This window comes from Kitasatospora albolonga, assembly GCA_002082585.1.
Classification (GTDB): Bacteria; Actinomycetota; Actinomycetes; order Streptomycetales; family Streptomycetaceae; genus Streptomyces; species Streptomyces stephensoniae.
Window position 1 is genome coordinate 461723 of sequence record CP020563.1, and the last position, 16052, is coordinate 477774.

Annotated in this window: 15 protein-coding genes; 7 read left to right on the forward strand and 8 right to left on the reverse strand. The window is 73.1% G+C overall.

Going from position 1 to position 16052, the window contains the following annotated elements; all coding sequences use genetic code 11:
- Positions 1–72 precede the first annotated feature (72 nt).
- A complete protein-coding gene (locus B7C62_01945) occupies positions 73–393 on the reverse strand; it encodes a hypothetical protein (protein ARF71152.1) in 321 nt (106 codons plus the stop codon).
- Positions 394–649: 256 nt separating this feature from the next.
- Between B7C62_01945 and B7C62_01950 the strand changes: the two genes are divergently transcribed.
- From B7C62_01950 to B7C62_01960, 3 genes are all read left to right on the forward strand, one after another.
- A complete protein-coding gene (locus B7C62_01950; protein ARF71153.1) occupies positions 650–1135 on the forward strand; it encodes an AsnC family transcriptional regulator in 486 nt (161 codons plus the stop codon).
- Between the two features lie 60 nt (positions 1136–1195).
- On the forward strand, positions 1196–1939 hold the full coding sequence (locus B7C62_01955; protein ID ARF71154.1) for a hydrolase: 744 nt from the start codon (positions 1196–1198) through the stop codon (positions 1937–1939).
- A 199-nt stretch (positions 1940–2138) separates the two neighbouring features.
- The gene (locus B7C62_01960; GenBank protein ARF71155.1) at positions 2139–3353 is read left to right on the forward strand and encodes a serine/threonine protein kinase; all 1215 of its coding nucleotides are present in this window, start codon (positions 2139–2141) and stop codon (positions 3351–3353) included.
- Positions 3354–3448: 95 nt separating this feature from the next.
- Here B7C62_01960 and B7C62_01965 read toward each other — a convergent pair whose 3' ends face one another.
- On the reverse strand, positions 3449–4441 hold the full coding sequence (locus tag B7C62_01965; protein ID ARF71156.1) for an aldo/keto reductase: 993 nt from the start codon (positions 4439–4441) through the stop codon (positions 3449–3451).
- Positions 4442–4578: 137 nt separating this feature from the next.
- The gene (locus tag B7C62_01970) at positions 4579–5508 is read right to left on the reverse strand and encodes a hydrolase (protein ID ARF71157.1); all 930 of its coding nucleotides are present in this window, start codon (positions 5506–5508) and stop codon (positions 4579–4581) included.
- A gap of 308 nt (positions 5509–5816) precedes the next feature.
- Between B7C62_01970 and B7C62_01975 the strand changes: the two genes are divergently transcribed.
- On the forward strand, positions 5817–6404 hold the full coding sequence (locus B7C62_01975; GenBank protein ID ARF71158.1) for a 3'-phosphoesterase: 588 nt from the start codon (positions 5817–5819) through the stop codon (positions 6402–6404).
- A gap of 72 nt (positions 6405–6476) precedes the next feature.
- Here the strand turns inward: B7C62_01975 and B7C62_01980 are convergent, their stop codons facing one another.
- Positions 6477–6944 (reverse strand): hypothetical protein, encoded by a 468-nt coding sequence (locus B7C62_01980; protein ARF76941.1) that lies wholly within the window; start codon positions 6942–6944, stop codon positions 6477–6479.
- Positions 6945–7219: 275 nt separating this feature from the next.
- On the opposite strand from B7C62_01980, the gene B7C62_01985 reads away from it, so the two are divergent.
- Positions 7220–8863: a translation initiation factor 2 gene (locus B7C62_01985; GenBank protein ARF71159.1), complete on the forward strand. Its 1644-nt coding sequence runs from the start codon at positions 7220–7222 to the stop codon at positions 8861–8863.
- Between the two features lie 26 nt (positions 8864–8889).
- On the opposite strand, the gene B7C62_01990 is transcribed toward B7C62_01985, so the two are convergent.
- Entirely contained in the window at positions 8890–10893 is a 2004-nt protein-coding gene (locus B7C62_01990; GenBank protein ARF71160.1) for a regulator, read from the reverse strand.
- 171 nt (positions 10894–11064) lie between these two features.
- Between B7C62_01990 and B7C62_01995 the strand changes: the two genes are divergently transcribed.
- Entirely contained in the window at positions 11065–12207 is a 1143-nt protein-coding gene (locus B7C62_01995; protein ARF71161.1) for a hypothetical protein, read from the forward strand.
- Here the strand turns inward: B7C62_01995 and B7C62_02000 are convergent.
- Positions 12153–13112 (reverse strand): voltage-gated sodium channel, encoded by a 960-nt coding sequence (locus B7C62_02000; GenBank protein ID ARF71162.1) that lies wholly within the window; start codon positions 13110–13112, stop codon positions 12153–12155. The genes B7C62_01995 and B7C62_02000 overlap by 55 nt on opposite strands.
- 179 nt (positions 13113–13291) lie before the next feature.
- On the opposite strand from B7C62_02000, the gene B7C62_02005 reads away from it, so the two are divergent.
- A complete protein-coding gene (locus tag B7C62_02005; protein ID ARF71163.1) occupies positions 13292–13504 on the forward strand; it encodes a Sec-independent protein translocase TatA in 213 nt (70 codons plus the stop codon).
- Here the strand turns inward: B7C62_02005 and B7C62_02010 are convergent.
- The gene (locus B7C62_02010) at positions 13501–14523 is read right to left on the reverse strand and encodes a hypothetical protein (protein ARF71164.1); all 1023 of its coding nucleotides are present in this window, start codon (positions 14521–14523) and stop codon (positions 13501–13503) included. The two genes, B7C62_02005 and B7C62_02010, sit on opposite strands and share 4 nt — an antisense overlap.
- Positions 14520–15821, reverse strand: coding sequence for a hypothetical protein (locus tag B7C62_02015; GenBank protein ARF71165.1), 1302 nt, complete (start codon positions 15819–15821; stop codon positions 14520–14522). Before B7C62_02015 ends, B7C62_02010 begins: the two co-directional genes overlap by 4 nt.
- Positions 15822–16052: the final 231 nt, after the last annotated feature.

Sequence of the window (16052 nt, forward strand, 5' to 3'; positions counted from 1 at the left end):
CAGATCTCTCCGCACCCGGTCGGCCAGGAGAGGGCCATCGGACCATTGCGGGCAGAGGCCCTGAACCCCGGCCTACTTGAAGGAGGCGGCGAGCTGGAAGGAGAAGACACCGGCGGAGAGCCCGAGCGCCAGGACCACCGCCGTGCCGGGCACCCGGCCCAGGAACCTCGTGACCGCGAGCAGGGGAAGGAAGGACGAGCCCACACCGAGGACGAAGACGGTCACGTGGAAGCCGCCGCCGCCCGCGTATCCGCCGAGAACCGTTCCGGCGACGGACGCGAGCACGATGACGCCCGCGGACGTCCAGCGGATCGGAAGAACCCCTTTCGGGGCCTTCGGGGCACCCGCCTTCACGGCCTGTCGGTCGCGGTACTCGGCCACCCCGAAGAGCACGGCACTCAGGAGAGTCGGAATGATGAAAAGAAAAGTAGGTATACGCATGTGAAGTCCCCGCCTCTTTCTCCGCGACCGTCACCATGACCGTCGCCGCAGGCCACCACCGGTCATACCGTCACACCGGCCGCCACTGCCCGGAGATCTTCACACATCGCACACAGGCCACCAAGAGCGTTCGGGCCCGCTCGCGGGGTGCTGTGCCGTCGGTACAGTCGGATCGGCACCGTACGGACCGGAAGGAGGCCACCGGACCATGGCCGTGGACGCCCTCGACACCCGGATTCTGCGCCTGCTGATCGAGCAGCCGCGCACCAGCGTGCGGGAGTACGCACGCATCCTCGGGGTGGCCCGCGGCACCCTTCAGGCCCGGCTCGACCGGCTGGAGCGGGACGGCGTGATCACCGGGACGGGGCCGGTCCTCTCCCCCGCCGCCCTCGGCCACCCGGTCCTCGCCTTCGTCCACCTGGAGGTAACCCAGGGGCATCTGGTGGAGGTCGGTGACGCGCTGGCGGCGGTCCCGGAGATCATCGAGGCGTTCTCGACCACCGGGGGCGGGGATCTGCTGACCCGGGTCGTGGCCCGGGACAACGGGCACCTGGAGGATGTGATCCAGCGGCTGATCCAGCTGCCGGGCGTCGTACGGACCCGGACGGACGTGGCGCTGCGCGAGCGGGTGGCGCACCGGGTGCTGCCGCTGGTCGAGGCCGTGGGGCGGGCGGCCGGGAACCGGGCCGACTGAGCGGGCGGGACGGCCCGCCGCGCCATACCGCGGACGGCCCGCTGCGCCATACTGAAGATCATGACTCCTCGGCAGATCATGGCTTCCCGGCCTGCCCTTCACGTGATCTTCGACCTCGACGGAACGCTGGTCGACAGCGAGGCGAACTACTACGAGGCGGGGCGGCGCATGCTCGCCCGGTACGGGGTGACGGACTTCAGCTGGGAGGACCACACCCGGTTCATCGGGATCGGCACCCGGGAGACCGTGACGACCCTGCGCGCCGAGTACGGGATCGACGCCCCGGTCGACGAGCTGCTCGCCGGGAAGAACGAGCTGTACCTGGAACTGGCGGGGACCTCGACCGAGGTGTTCGGGCAGATGCGGGTCTTCGTGGAGCGCCTGCACGCCGACGGGGTTCCGATGGCGGTGGCCTCCGGCTCCTCCAGGGCCGCGATCGGGGCGGTGCTCGCGGTCACGGGGCTCGACGCGTACATCCCCCTGTACGTGTCCGCGGAGGAGGTCGCGCACGGCAAGCCGGAGCCCGACGTGTTCCTGGAGACGGCCCGGCGGATGGGGGCGGAGCCAGCCGACTGCGTGGTGCTGGAGGACGCGGCGCCGGGGGCGGCGGCCGCGCACGCGGCGGGGATGGACTGCATCGCCGTCCCCTATGTGCCCGCGACCGCCTCCGACCCGGCGTTCGAGGCTGCGGGTCTGGTGTTCCCGGAGGGGCAGTCCGCCTTCACGGCCGAGGCCGCGTACGACTGGCTGCGCGGCGGACCAGGACCGGCGACCGCGTCCGGTGCGTCCGGTCCGCGCACCTGAACGTGCCGGTCCGTCAGTACCGCGGCGACGGGGGGCCGTCGGGACAGGGGCGGCCCGCGGACCGATATCCTGATCATGTCGTTCACTCCGCCGTGCCGGACTCCTCAGGGGGCGAGCCGGGGCGCGGTGGACCGGCAGTCGGAGCGGGCCACGATGCGAGTTAGGTGAACAGGTGCTGGTAGCTGGTCGGTACCGGTTGATGTCCCCCATCGGCCGTGGCGGCATGGGCGAGGTGTGGCGCGCCGCGGACGAGGTGCTGGGCCGCGCCGTGGCCGTGAAGCTGCTGCTGGGGGACCAGGCGGACGCCTCCTCGACGGCCCGGTTCCGGCTGGAGGCCCAGACCGCCGCCCGGCTGAGCCACCCGCATCTGGTGGCCGTCTTCGACTTCGGGGCCTGGGAGGACCGGTTCTTCCTGGTGATGGAGCTGGTCGAGGGGCAGAGCCTCGGTGATCTGCTCGCCGCCCAGGAGCGGGTCCACCCCGAGCAGGTCGCGCGGATCGCGGGCCAGGCGGCGGCCGGTCTCGCCGCCGCGCACCGCCAGGGCATCGTCCACCGGGACATCAAGCCGGGCAACCTGATGCTGGACGCGGACGGTTCGGTGAAGATCGGCGACTTCGGGATCGCCCAGTTCGTCGACGACCCCTCGACCGCGCTGACGACGGCCGGACACATCGTGGGCACCAGCCTCTACCTGGCGCCCGAACGGGCTCTGGGACGTACGGCGGACTCCGCGTCCGACATGTACTCGCTGGGCTGTGTCGTCTACCAACTGCTGCTGGGGCAGCCCCCGTTCACGTCCGACACGGCGACCGCCACGCTGTACCAGCACGTCGACACCCCGCCGGTCCCGCTGCGGCAGCGGGGCGTGGACATCTCGGCGGCCTTCGACTCCTACCTCCTCGGGCTGCTGGCCAAGAAGCCCGAGGAGCGGCCCACCGCGCAGCAGGTCTCCGACTGGTTCCGTACCGACGCCTGGCGCGGCCGGGCGGAGCCCCTCCCGGTGCAGACGGCCGCGCCGCGCACCCGCCGGGCACCCTCGCCCGCCCCTGTCCCGGCCGCCCCGGCGGTGCCGCCCGCCCCGGCGACGTACCGGCTTCCGCAGCCCACGGGGCGAAGACGCGGCACCGCGTCCCGGTCCGCCCCGGCCCGCCGCCGCAGTACGCGTGAGGCGATCCGCCGGCGTCCGAGGGTGGCGAGCGCCATCGCGGGGACGGCGACGTTCCTGGCGGCCGTGTATCTGGGGATGGTCCTGTTCTCGCCGGACTCCAGCTCCGCCGACACCCCGGCCCCCGGCCCCTCCTCCGGCCCGGCCTCGCAGGAGGTCCAGGACGGCGGGGAGCAGCCGGAGCAGAACCAGCAGGGGCAGAACGAAGACAGGCAGGGCGAGCGCGACGAGCAGGACGAGGACGACTGAGTCCCGCCCTCCCCGCCGACGGCTGAGTCCCGCCCGGTCCGCCGTCGCTCGTCCCGCCGTCCCCGTACCCCCCCAGCCGTTCGTCCCCCTGCCGGTCACCAGCGGTCGTGGACCTCCGGCCGGATCGACCGGTCGTACAGCTCCCGTACGGCGTCCAGCGTGGACTGCGGCAGCGGCGGCAGGGAGGCCGCCGCCGCGTTGGCGCGGGCCTGTTCCACCGAGCGTGCGCCGGGGATCACGCTGGTCACGCCGGGCTGCTGGATGATCCAGCGCAGCGCGGTCTGCGCGGGGGTGGCGCCCTCGGGGGCCAGCGCGGCGAACTCCGCGGCGGCGGCGATCCCGGTCGCGTAGTCGATCCCGGAGAACGTCTCGCCCTGGTCGAACGCCTCGCCGTGGCGGTTGTACGTACGGTGGTCGTCGGGGCCGAAGACCGTGTCCTTCGTGTACTTCCCGGAGAGCAGTCCGGAGGCGAGCGGGACCCGGGCGATGATGCCGACGCCCGCCGCTGCCGCCGCCGGAAGGACCTCGTCCAGGGGCTTGAGGCGGAACGGGTTGAGGATGATCTGCACGCTCGCGACGCCGGGGCGGGCGATGGCGGTGAGCGCCTCGGCGCAGGTCTCCACGCTCACCGCGTAGGCGGCGATCCGCTCTTCGTCGACCAGGGTGTCGAGGGCGTCGTAGACGGCGTCGGAGGAGTAGACGGCGGTGGGCGGGCAGTGCAGCTGTACGAGGTCGAGCGTGTCGGTCCCGAGGTTGGCGCGGGAACGGTCGTTCCAGGTACGGAAGTTGTCCAGGACGTAGTTCTCGGGGAGCTGATCGGCGCGGCGGCCCATCTTGGTGGCGACGAGGATGTCCGCGTCCGGGCGGTTCTTGAGGTAGCGGCCGATGAGCTGTTCGCTGCGGCCGTCGCCGTACACGTCCGCCGTGTCGAAGAAGGTGACGCCGGAGTCGACGGCCGCGTCCAGGACGTCGAAGGCGTCCTTCTCCTCGACCTCTCCCCAGTCACCGCCGAGCTGCCAGGTGCCCTGTCCGACGACCGAGACGTCACGGCCGGTCCTGCCGAGTGTGCGCTGTTCCATGAGGATCATGCTATTCCGCTTCTTCCGCCGGGGGCCTCCGCCGAGAGGGGGGTGGGCGGCGGCAGGAGCACCTCTGCCGCCGTCCACCGTTCAGGGCCCGCCCGGGACGGGTGTCCGTCGGACGGGGGGAGTCGTCCGGACGGGGATCAGTCGTTCGTCGTCACGCGGACGTAGTCGACGACGAGTTGCGAGGGGAAGGGGGTGGAGCCGTCGGGGTCGCCGGGCCAGTAGCCGCCGACCGCGAGGTTGAGGATGAGGAAGAAGGGCTTGTTGAACACCCATTCCCGGCCGCCCAGGTCGGCGGGGGTGCGCCGCTGGTAGACCTGGCCGTCGACGGACCAGGTGATGGAGTCGGGGGCCCAGTCGACAGCGAAGGTGTGGAAGTCGTCGGCGAACGCCTCCCCGTTCGGCAGGGTGTATCCGGCGCCGATGCCGTCGGCGCCCGAGTAGCCGGGCCCGTGCAGGGTGCCGTGGACGGTACCGGGTTCGAAGCCGACGTTCTCCATCACGTCGATCTCGCCGCTCTGCGGCCAGCCGACATCGCCGAAGTCGTCGCCCAGCATCCAGAACGCGGGCCACATGCCCTGTCCGCGCGGCACCTTCATACGGGCCTCGACATGTCCGTAGGCCGCCGAGAACTTCCCTGCGGTGTTGAGGCGGGCCGAGGTGTACTCGCAGGAGCCGTACCAGCACTGGTAGTTGCCGGGGTTCTCCTTGCGGGCGGTGATCACGAGGTTGCCCTGCCCGTCGAGGGCGGCGTTGCTGTTGCCCCCGGTGTAGTACTGCCGCTCGTGGTTGTTGACGTTGTCGCCGGTCTCCAGCTGCCACCTGGAGCCGTCGACCGCCGAACCGGCCGGCCCGTCGAACTCGTCGGCGAAGGAGACGGCCGCGGGCCCGGGAGCGGGGGCGGGGGCCGCGGAGGCTCCGCCGGGCAGCGCGGCGAGGACGGCGGAGCAGCAGAGCGCCGCCGCCATGCCGAGAGCGGCGCGGCGGCGCCCGGAGCGGGGGCGTACGGGGGTGCGTACCGGAGTGCGTACGGAGGTGCGTACGGCTTGGTGCGACACGTGCACGGTCATCACATCGCTTCGCGTGGGGGGACATGCGCATGACAGATCAACACCGAGAGGTGAACGGTTGGGGCGATCACCTCGGGCGGATATTTCACTTCTTGATTTAAGGGAGTGCCACAGGGGCCGTCAATAACCTGGTCCGGACCGGAAGGCGAACGGGGCGTGCCGGGGTCATATGCGCTCGAAGGCGGCCGGGCCCGCCGTGCGCTTCCCTTCCCCCGGCGGCAGAGTGGAGATGACCGGCCCGGTGGCACGACCGGTCCGCACCGGACAGTGCGGCACGATCCGGGCGGTACGGGAGGAGGGAGCACGACGTGGAGAACGACGGCGCACCGCGGCCCCGTTTCGACGGCGTACCGCGACCTCATTTCGTCGTGCAGATCCATGACGCACGGCGTATGCACTTCGACTTCCGCCTGGAGGTCGACGGCGTGCTCAAGTCCTGGGCGGTACCCCGGGGCCCGTCCGAGAACCCGAGCGACCGGCGGCTGGCCGTGGAGACGGAGGACCATCCGCTGGAGTACCGCGAGTTCGAGGGGGTCATCCCGCCGGGCGAGTCCGGCAGCGGCACGGTGATCGTCTGGGACCAGGGGACCTACGAGCCGCTCAGCCACGACCGGCAGGGCGACGCCGTCCCCTTCGCCGATTCGCTGGCCCTCGGCCACGCCACGTTCTGGCTCCACGGGTCCAAGCTGCACGGCGAGTTCGCCCTCACCCGCTTCCGCGTCGGCGACGAGCCGGAGAGCGGGGGCCAGGAGGCATGGCTGCTGATCAAGGCCAACGACCGCCTCGCCGTACGCGGCCGCCCCGGCTCACCTGACCCGTACCACGCCCGCTCCGCCCGTACGGGACGGACGCTGCACCAGGTCGCGGTGGCGGCGGCACGGGGGGACAGGGGCTGACCCGGGGTTCCGTGCCGGGCGTACGGGGGCTGCCCCGCGGGCCGTGTTCCGGCGCGGCAGGCACGGATCGCCCTACTCCGGTCCGGGCCCGGGGCGCAGGCACCGCTGGGCGGCGGCGATGAACGCTTCCTTCGCGTCCTCCAGGTCGTCGGGCCGCGCGTTCCTGCGGAGGCCGTCGGCGATCCACCGGGCGGCCGCGTACACCTCGGGCGGTCCCTCCAGGGCGACTTCGGCGAGGGCCGACGGCAGCGCGACCGCCTCCTCCTCGCCGCCCACTCCCGTCCGGGCAGCCGTGACAGCGCGCTCGGCGGTGTGGAGGAACCGCACGTAGGTCTGCCGCCGCAGGTCGAGCACGCGGACCGCGGCCTGGTCCCGCAGGGTCATACGGACCGTCTCGAGCGCGGCTTCCGCCTGCCGCTCACCGGCCAGCCGGGCGGCCTCGGCCTGGCGGATACCGGCGCTGCGGCTGTACCAGCCGGTGACCGCACCGCCCACGATGGCCGCGCCCGCCGTGATCAGTGCGATCGCCCATTCACTCATGACCGGCATTGTCCCGCCCGGCCGACGGCGCCCGCCGCCCGCCGCCGCGAGTGGGACGCGGATCACGTGGGTCCGGGCGGGAAGGGCGCCGAGGGATACGATCCCCGTATGCCGTCCGAACCGAAGCGAAGGGCTCTGCCGTGGCCGAACGCCCCTACCGCGCCCAACGCCCACGGTAAGATCCATGATTGAAGCGACGGGCGACGGGCGACGGGCGACGGGCGACGGGCGACGGGCGACGGGCGACGGGCGACGGGCGGACAGTCCTCTTTGCGGTGAGATCCGCGGTGGCGCTGTACCGCCTCCTCGACGTGCTCCCCGTCTTCGCCGGTGACGGCCGGATCAGCCCGTCCTTCACCCTGGTACCGGGATCGGAGTTCAGCGCCGACGCCCTGGCGGCGGTCGACGGTTCCGGAGCGCGCATCGTGCCGTGGGAGCAGGCGCTCACCACCTCCTACAGCCTCGTCCTCGTGGCCAGCCCGAAGGGGGACCTGCGGCTGCTGCACGGGCACCGGGTGCTCCTCCCGCACGGCGCGGGGTTCAGCAAGACGATCCGCGGCGAGGGGTCACCGGGCTCCGCCTCCGGTCTGGACCCGAAGTACCTCCTGCCCGGCGGGGCCACGGGCGCGGCGGAAGAAGAGGAAGAAGGCGGGTGGGCCACCGTCCATGCCCTCGCCCACCCCCATCAGGTCGACCGGCTGCGCGCCGCGAGCCCCCGTGACGGCGAGCAGGCCCGGGTGGTGGGCGATCCCACCCTGGAGCGGCTCCTCGCCTCGCACTCCCTCCGCGACCGGTACCGCGCCGCGCTGGGCACCGGAGCACGGCAGTTGGTCGCGATCGCGTCCACCTGGGGCCCCGAGTCGCTGCTCCGGCGGCGCCCGGGTCTACCGGCGGAGCTGGCCGCCGTGCTGCCCCACGACACCCATCAGCTGGCCCTGGTCGTGCACCCCAACGAGCGTGCCCGGATCGGTGACTTCGAGCTGAGGGAGCATCTGGCACCCGCTCTCGACGCGGGCATGGCGCTCGTCGGGGCCCATGAGCAGTGGGCGGCCACGCTCATCGCCGCCGACGCTCTGATCACCGACCACGGATCGGCGGCCCTGTACTACGCGGCGGTGGCCGACCGGCCGGTGCTCGGCGCCTGTGACGGGGGTGACGAGCTGATCGCGGGCACCCCGATGGCCCGGCTGCTGGGGTCGGTCCCCCGGCTGGGCCCGGCCGGGGAGATCCACCGGCAGCTGACGGCGTACCGCCCGGGAGCCGGACGTGACGCGGCCCGGGCCGCGTTCGCCGAGCAGGGGCACGCCCTGGACCGTATGAAGGAGCTGCTCTACCGGCTGCTCGGCCTCCCCGCGCCGTCCGCTCCCGTCGAACCGCGCACGCTGCCCGCTGCCGCCCCCACGACCCGTACGCCTGCCGCCTTCGACGTCTTCGTCGACCGTGACGGGGACCGGGTGCGGGTGGACCGGGTGCCCGCTCATGCCGGGCCCCCGGGGCACCATCTGGCCGTCGAGCACGGTGCGGCCGGTGAGCGGAGCGTACGGAGCGCCGGGCTGCTCTACCGCCGCGCCCTCGCCGCCGGGCCGGGGCCCCTGGACACCGCGTGGACGGCGGGCGGCTGGTCGGCCCACGCGCTCGGCCGGTACCCGGGCTGCCGGGCCGCCGCCGCTGTGCTGCCCTGCGGGACGGGCGTCCTGCGGGTGCGGGGGGACGACCGGCTGTTCGCCGTCCGGATCGAGCCCGTGGCCGAGGACGGCCGTGTGGTGCGGGCCGATCCGGCGGCGGCGCTCTCCGCCGTGCACTCCTGGGTGGCGAAGCGGGAGGACCCGCCCGCCTCCTTCCACTGCCTGCTCGGCCACCGCGCCTTCCGGGTCCTGGTCTCCCCCGCCACGGAGGCCGAGCAGGACCGGACCTTCTGAACCGCGCCCCCACGCTCCCCGGAGCCTCAGGCCAGTCCGTGCCGTCCCCTGAGCTCCGCGGCGGCGCTCCGGTGCTCCTCGGCCTCCTGTGCGTCGCCCTCGTCCTCCGCCACCTGGGCCAGGGCGTCCAGGACTCCGGCCGTTCCGATGTCGGAGTTCCTCGCCCGGGCCGCCGTCAGCGCCGCCTCGATATGGGTACGGGCTTCGCCGGTGCGGCCGGCCAGACGGAGCGCCCGGCCGAGGGCGAGCCCCGTACGGCCGGTCATCCGCACCCGCCCCAGCTCCTGGGCCGTGCGGTGGGCCAGGTCGAGCAGCTCCACCGCCGCCCCCGCGTCGCCGAGCTTGAGGCGGGCCTCCCCCAGACGGTAGGTCAGCAGCATCTCGCCGTACGGGTTGGGGATGGCCCGGTGCAGGGCCCGGGACTCCTCGAAGTCCCGGGTGGCGGCGGCCCAGTCGCCCCGTACCCCGTTCAGCGTCCCCCGGAACTCCACGACGGAGGCGCGCAGTTTCGCGTCCCGCTTCGATCCGCCCAGCAGCCGGGCCCCGGCCGCCGCCCGGTCCAGCGCTTCGCCCGCCTCCTCGGTCCGGCCCGACTGCCAGAGCGCGCGGGCCAGTTGGGAGTGGGTGCGGACGATCGCGGGGACGTTCCCGGCCCGTACGGCGGCCTCGGTGGTCGTACGGAAGACCTCGGTCACATCCGCCTGGTGCGGGTGGTCGAGGAAGAAGGTCCACACCGGCTCGCCGAGCATCCACGTCTCGTCGTCCCAGTCCCGTGCGGCTGCCAGCCGTACGCAGGCGAAGAGCGTGTGCCGCTCGTCGTAGAGCCACCGTGCGGCCCGCAGCTTCCGCGCCTCGGCGACCGTGGCGTCCACGGCCGTTTCCGGGTCCTCCAGGGGCGCGTCCGGGGCGCCTTCGACCGGGGGCACCTCCTCGGCGACGGTCAGCCTCCGGCCCGCGGCGAACCGGTCCGCGCGCTGGCTCTGGCGCAGGACCCAGCGGACGAACCGGCGCTGTGCCCCGGCCAGTTCGCCGTCGGCCGCGTCCAGCCGGGCCCGCCGCCGGGCGTGGTCCCCGAGCCATTCGGGGAGCCGTACCCGGCCGTCCTCCCGGTGCAGCAGATCCCGGATGTCCAGGAATCCGGCCCGGTTCAGCTCCTGCAACGCGTCGTCGCAGGCGTCGCCGCCCAGCCCCAGCAGCGCCGCCGCGGCCTCCCTCGTCAAGGAGATGTCGGGGACACCGGCGAGCAGGCGGTACAGGAGTGCGGACGTCGGCGGTAACTCCCGGTAGGTCTCGTCCCAGAGCGATTCCACTTCCGTGATTCCCTTCTCGCGGAACTGCTCGGTGAGCTCGGCCAGCAGCCGGGGCAGGGGGAGCAGCGGGTTCCGCCGCACCCAGGCGCCCGCGGCCCGCAGCGCGGCGGGGAGTCCGGAGCAGAGCCGGGCCAGCTCTCCGGCCGCCGCCGGGTCTCCCGTGAGCCGCCGGTCGCGGACGAGGAGGCTCAGCAGTTCCAGCGCCACCGGCTCCGGGAAGGGCGAGAGCGCGATCTCCAGCGCCGTGCCGTCGGCCAGGTCGTGGAGGGGGCCCCGGCTCACCACGAGGACCAGGGCGGCCCCCGACGGCGGGAGCAGCGGCTCGACCTCGGAGGCGTACCTCACGTTGTCCAGGACCACGATCAGCGGTTCACCGGCCGTCATCCGCCGGTACTGCCTGCACCGGGCGTCGAACTGGGGCGCCAGCGCCTCCACCCCGAGGGAGTTCAGGAGCTGGCCGAGCACGTCCCCGACGTCGAGCTCGCCGCGCAGCCGGAACCGGTCGAGGTCGGCGCTGAGCACCCTGGCGCCGGTCCGCGCGTGCAGCGTACGGGCGGTCCTGAGGGCGAGTTCCGTCCTGCCCAGTCCGGCAGGTCCCCACAGGACCACGGGGAAGGGCCGGTCGGGGGCGGTCCACTCCTCCAGCCCGGCGTAGATCTGCGCCCCTTCGCTCTCCCGGTCGACGAAGTGCGCGATCTCCGGCGGTAGTTCCGTCGTCATCCTGGTCCGGCCCCGTCCGTGCGATCAGCATTCCCCAGCCGAAGAGTACGCAGGATCGGGGGGAAACAAACAGGATGCCGGGATCGTGTCCGGTACCGCCGGGTGGCGGGCGGAGGGGCGGGCGTACGGTTTCCGCTGCCACCGAAGCGGGAGAACGGGAGCGTTGACGCCATGAGGATCACCGAGCGGGAGCTCAACCGCTCCACACTCGTCCGGCAGTTGCTGCTGCGGCGGGAGCCGCTGGACGCCGTCGAGGGCGTACGGCGGGTGGTCGCGCTCCAGGCCCAGCAGCCCGCCTCGCCGTACATCGCGCTGTGGAACCGCCTCGCGGGCTTCGATCCGGCCGGGCTCGACGAGGCGTTCACGGATCACCGGGTCGTGAAGGCGACGCTGATGCGGCTCACGCTCCACGCCGTGCACGCCGGTGACCATCCGGCCTTCCGGGAGGCCATGCATCCGGTGGTGCGCGCTTCCCGGCTGGGCAGCCGGTTCACCGCCTCCGGGCTGACGGCCGAGGACGCCGACGCGCTGGTGCCGCAGTTGCTGGAGTTCGCGGACCGGCCCCGGACCAACGCCGAGTGCGAGGCGTGGCTGGGCGAGCGGCTGGGGGCGCCGCCGAAGGACGGGGCGTGGTGGGGGCTGCGGCAGTACACGCCGCTGCTCCACGCGCCCACCGCCCCGCCGTGGTCGTTCGGTCACCGGCCCGCGTACATCGCACCGCCGGGCGGGCCGGTACGGACGGACGCGGAGGCGTCGGCCGCGTCCCTGCGGACGCTGGTCGTGCGCTACCTCGAAGGGTTCGGTCCCGCGTCGGTGCTGGACGTGGCCCAGTTCGCCATGGTCACACGGACCCGGGCGAGGGCGGCGCTGGCGGAGCTCGGCGGGGAGCTGGAGCGGCTGACGGGCCCGGCGGGCGAGGAGCTGTTCGACCTGCCGGGCGCCCCGCGCCCGGACGGGGACCGGGCGGCTCCGCCCCGGCTGATGGCGATGTGGGACAGCGTCCTGCTGGCGTACGCGGACCGGGGCCGGGTCCTGCCGTCCGCGTACCGGAAGGCGGTGATCCGGACGAACGGTGATGTACTGCCGACGCTGCTGGTCGACGGGTATGTGGCCGGGGTGTGGCGCCCGGTCGCCGGGGGCATCGAGGCGACCGCGTTCCATCCGCTGTCCGACGGGGTCTGGGAGGAGCTCGCCGCCGAGGCGCGGTCGCTGGTGGGCTTCCTCGCCGACCGTGAGCCGGAGGTGTACCGGCGTTACGGTCACTGGTGGAGCCGGCTCCCGGACGCCTCCGTGCGGGTGCTGCCCGGCGGTTGATCCGGGGGCCCGGGGTGCGGTGCGGCGGCCAGGGCGCGTTCGAGGTCGTCCAGGGCCCGCCGGGCGGTCGCGATCCGGTCGCGGAGCAGTGCCGGGTCGCCGGTGTACGGGGGGTGCGGGGCCCCGGTCCGGTCGGGGGCGGTGTCCGCCGCCTCCGCCTCCTCCTCGGCCTCCAGGGAGCGGGCCTCGTCCAGGGAGGTGATCACGACCCCGATCAGTACGTTGACCAGGACGAACGAGGCGAGCAGGACGTATGAGGCGTAGTAGAGGAGGCTCCACCGGGAGATCTCCAGACCGGCCCGCACCGCGTCGCCGAGGCCGTCCAGGGTCATCAGCAGGAAGAGGGTGAGGACGGCGCGGCCGAGGGAGCCGAAGTGTTCGGGGTCCTCGGCCGAGAAGCAGATCCAGCCGACCATCGCGTAGAGGTAGAGCAGCAGGCCCCCGACGAGCAGGAAGCTGGCGGTGCCCGGCAGGCTCCTGCCGACCGCGACCAGGATGATCCGCAACTGGGGCAGGAAGCGGGCCGCGCGGAGCACCCGGGCCAGCCGCAGCAGGCGCAGGACGGTCCCGTTCTCGCGGATGAACGGGAAGTACGCGGAGAGGACGACGGCAAGGTCGAAGAGGTTCCAGGGGTCGCGGAAGAAGGCCGCGGGGCGGTCGGCGTGGGCTCCGGCGCGCAGCAGGATCTCCACGGTGAACGCGGTGAGGAACGCGTACTCGGCGACGCGTAAGCCCAGGTGCCAGCGGCCGACGAGGCCGGAGTACGTCTCGACGCCCAGGACCACCGCGTTGGCGAGGATCAGGGCGAAGACGGCCACGGCGAACCAGCGGGCCTCGGTGATCTCCCGGCAGCGCCCGGCCACCGCCTGGCGGCGGCGCGGTGTCCGCGCCGTACCGTCGGTCATTCTGCTTCCCCGGTCGTCCGGGACCGCCCAACAAGAGCGGCCTGAAAGGCGGTTGTACGGGGAGCATGAACACAGACACCCGCGAGCAGATACTCTACAGCCCTGTAGATTCATCTCTGCCGGTCCGTCAGGAATCCGGATGAACCGTCGTCCGGCCGGCCTCAGAGAAAGCAGCCACCATGTTCGGGATCGGCGAGCTCACTATTCTTCTTCTGGTGATCGTGGCGGTGCTGGCCGTGAAGAGGCTGCCCGGCCTCGTCCGGTCGGCCGGTCAGGCCGCACGCATCCTCAAGAGCGAGAAGCAGGCGCTCAAGGACGACGCCGCCGGGGCCCCGGACCGGCCGGCCCCCCGCGTGATCCGCGGGGAGACGGCCGAGCGGGACGTTCCCTAACGGGCCGTCGGGGGGTGGAGCAGCCTGGAGAGAAGGTCGTCGAGGCTGACCAGGCCGGTGAGCCGGCCCTCCCCGTCGCGTACGACGGCGATCGTCGCGCGGCGCTCGCGCAGCCGCTCCACGGCCTGGGCGGCCGTCTCGTCCCGCGTCAGTTCCGGTACGGGCCGGGCCAGGCCCCGGGCGCGGACGTCCCGGCCCCCGGCGCGGGCGACCAGGGCGTCCCGGGCGTGCACCGAGCCCAGGACCCGCTCCCCGTCCCGGACCAGCAGACGGGTCCGGTCGGCGGCGGTGGCGGCGGCCAGGATGCGGTCAAGGTCCGCGTCCGCGGGCACGGTCACGATCCGCTCGGCGGGGATCTGGAATTCCGCCACCGGGGTCTGCGGTTCGGTCAGCGTCCGGGTCACCAGTCCGGAGTCGCCCTTGCTGATCAGCCCGAGGCGCTCGGACTCCTCGATCAGATGGGTCAGCTGGTCGCGGTTGTGCACGGAGGTGAGCTCGTCGCGCGGGGTCACCCGGCAGAGCCGTACCAGCGCGTTGCTGATCGCGTTCAGCATCCGGATCAGCGGGCGTACGACCTTGACCACGGCGCGGAACGCCGGGCTCAGGAGCATCGCGGAGCGCTCCGGGTGGGCGATGGCCCAGGACTTGGGCGCCATCTCGCCGACCACCATGTGCAGGAAGACCACGAGGGCCATCGCCAGGGCGAAGGCGATCCCGTAGCTGAGGGCGGTCGGCAGTCCGAGCCGCTGGAGCAGCGGGTCCAGTTCGTGCGAGATGGCGGGCTTGGAGACGGCGCCGAGGCCCAGGGTGCAGAGGGTGATGCCGAGCTGGGCGCCCGCGAGCATCAGGGACAGCTCGCGCATCCCGGCGAGGGCCGCCTTGGCGCCGCGCTGCCCGGCGAGGGCCGCCTGTTCCATGCGGTGGCGCTTGGAGGCGACCAGGGCGAACTCGGCGGCGACGAAGAAGCCGCTGCCGATCAGCAGCAGCACGGTGACGAAGAGCGCCATGGGGAAGCTCATGCCTGGGGCTCCTGTTCGATGCGGACGTACTCGGCCACGTGCCGGTCGAGCGTGCGGACCGTGATCCGGACGCCGGAGACGGTGAGGCGGTCCCCGACGGTGGGGAAGCGGCCGAGCCGGTCGATGATGAGACCGGCGAGGGTGTCGTAGCCGCCCTCCTCGGGCAGCACGATGCCGGTGGCCTCCTCGATCTCGTCCAGGCGGCGCCCCGCGTCCACCACCCAGCCGGTTCCGTCGGCGACCGCGAGCTCGACGACCGTGTCGGACTCGTCGGCGATGTCCCCGACGAGCTCCTCGGCGATGTCCTCGTACGTGACGATGCCCGCGAGGCCCCCGTGCTCGTCCAGGACGACGGCGAACTCGTCGTCCCGCTCCCGCATCTGCGCGACCGCGGCGGGGAGCTTCAGGATCTCGGGCAGCAGGAGCGGGCGGCGGGCCAGCTCACCGGCGGTGGTGCGGCCGACGTCGGCGGTGGGCAGCCCCATCAGCTCCCGTACGCCCAGCACTCCGGCGGGGTCGTCGGGGTGGTCGCCGAGGACGGGGTAGTTCGAGTGGCCGTGCCGGGCGATCAGCTCGACGGCCTCGGAGGCCATGGCCTCGCGGCGTACGAAGGTGACGTCGGCGCGCGGCACCATCACCTCGCCCAGGTTGCGCTCGGAGAAGTCCAGAGCGTGGTCGACCAGTTCGGCCGTGGCGGCGGGCAGCTCGCCCTGCTCGTGGGACTCGCCGATCAGATGGCCGAGCTCCTCCAGGGTGGCGCCGTGGTGCAGCTCCTCGACCGGCTCGATGCCGATGCGGCGCAGGAGCCGGTTGGCCGCGCTGTCGAAAATGTGGATGAGCGGGCCGACGACGCGCAGGTAGATCAGGGTGGAGGTGGCCAGCGACTTCGCGAGCCTCTCGGGGACGGCGAGGGCGAGGTTCTTGGGCGCGAGTTCGCCCAGCACCATCTGGATGAAGGTGGCCAGGACGAACGAGAGCACCACGGAGATGGCCGACACCGCCCCGTCGGGCAGGCCGATGGAGCCCAGCACCGGGCGCAGGAGCGTGGAGACGGACGGTTCGGCGAGGAAGCCGACGATCAGCCCGGTGACGGTGATGCCGAGCTGGGCGCCCGAGAGCATGAAGGAGAGCCGCTCCAGGACTCTCACGGCGCGGGCGGCCCGCTTGTCACCGGCCGCCGCCTCGCGGGAGAGCGTCAGGCGGTCGGCGGACACATAGGCGAACTCCTGGGCCACGAAGTAGCCCGTTCCCGCGGTCAGGACGATCACGGCCAGGAGACCGGTCAGGGCGGCGATCATCGCCCACCCGCCCGGTGCGGGGCCGGTACAACACTCGATGGAGTCCTAGGGTCGGACTCCGAAGGCCCCGAAGGGCCCGTACTGGCGGACAACGCGTAACTCCTCATCCGGCTGGGGGCTCCAGCCAACGAATCGGTCCGGTGCTCACCGGACCGGTGACGGCCGGCGGCACTGGGGGCCGATTCTCCCTGCCCGTGGGAGACGAATCCGCCGTACGCCCCGCCGGGTCAG